General features: G+C 65.9%; 1 pseudogene. It reads left to right on the top strand.

What is annotated here, in order from left to right:
• The first annotated feature begins 62 nt into the window (after nt 1-62).
• A pseudogene (locus D3A59_RS04155) lies at nt 63-1,239 on the top strand (IS3 family transposase).
• The last annotated feature ends 122 nt before the right edge of the window (nt 1,240-1,361 follow it).

Raw genomic sequence — 1,361 nt, forward strand, 5'->3', positions numbered from 1 at the left:
ACCCTGCCTCGATTTCACGTACAGCAAGAAGGTTGATAACTTCCCAAGTACGGAGAGACGAGATGAACCAGAGCAAGGTGCCCAAGAGGCAGTACACGGACGAGTTCAAGGTCGAGGCGATCAGGCTGGCCGACTCGGTGGGAGGCCAGGAGGCAGCCCGCCGGCTCGGGATTCCTGTGGCGACGCTGGGCAACTGGTCGAGAAGGCGCCGACCCGGAGGATTGCCGCCCCCGCCGGAGTCAGGGGCGGTAGTGCCCCTGCGGCGGCCGGTGAGCGAGCTCGAAGCCGAGAACAGCCGGCTGCGCAAGGAGCTGGCCGAGGCGCGACTGGACGTGGAGATTCTTCGAAAGGCGACAGCGTACTTTGCAAGGGGGTCGCGATGAAGTACGCGTGGATTGAGCAGCATCGCGACGAGTATTCAGTGAGCCACCTGTGCCGACTGTTGTCGGTGTCCCGCTCGGGCTACTGCCAGTGGCGGGTGCGCGCACCTAGCGCCCGCGCCCGGGCCAATGCAGCGCTGGACGAGCAGGTCGCGGCCCTCCACCGCGACAGCCGCCGCAGCTACGGCCGCCCCCGCATCACGCAAGCGCTTCGCCAGCAGGGACAGCGCGTGGGCGGTGAGCGCGTGCGTCGCAGCCTCGTGCGACAAGGCCTGCGCCCGCTGTATCGGCGCTCCTATATGACGACCACCGATTCGGACCACCCGCTGCCGGTGGCTCCGAACATCCTCAACCGCCGCTTCGATGGCTGGGCCCCCAACCGGGCATGGGCAGGTGACATCACATACTTGGCAACGGACGAGGGCTGGCTGTACCTGGCAGTGGTGATGGACCTTGCCAGCCGACGTATCGTGGGCTGGGCCCTGTCGGAGCGCATCGACGCGGCACTGGTGTGCTCGGCACTGCGCTCGGCCTACTGGCAACGCAAGCCCCCGAAGGGGCTGATCGTACATACCGACAGAGGCAATACGCCAGCGCTGAGTACCGGCGACTGGCAAGCCAGGCTGGGATCGTCATGTCCATGAGCAGGAAGGCCAACGCGTGGGACAACGCGGCGGTCGAGAGCTTCTTCAAGACGCTCAAGGTCGAGCGTGTCTACCAGGTACGCTATGAAACCCGCGCCCAGGCGAGGCTGGATATCGTCGATTGGATCGAGGGGTACTACAACCGCCGCAGGATCCACTCGGTCGCCAATTACCTGCCGCCTGTGACCTACGAGGCCCGGCTCATGGCAGCATAGCTTGCTGTACGTGGAAACGAGGCAAGGTCAGTACCGGCGTTCGTGCCGGTAACGGTGGCCGACGACGGGCATCGGGCTGCTGCGGCGGCCGAGCCGGCCCCGTCGATGCGCTGCAACGTCAC

It is taken from the genome of Caldimonas tepidiphila (assembly GCF_003569765.1).
GTDB classification, from domain to species: domain Bacteria; phylum Pseudomonadota; class Gammaproteobacteria; order Burkholderiales; family Burkholderiaceae_C; genus Caldimonas; species Caldimonas tepidiphila.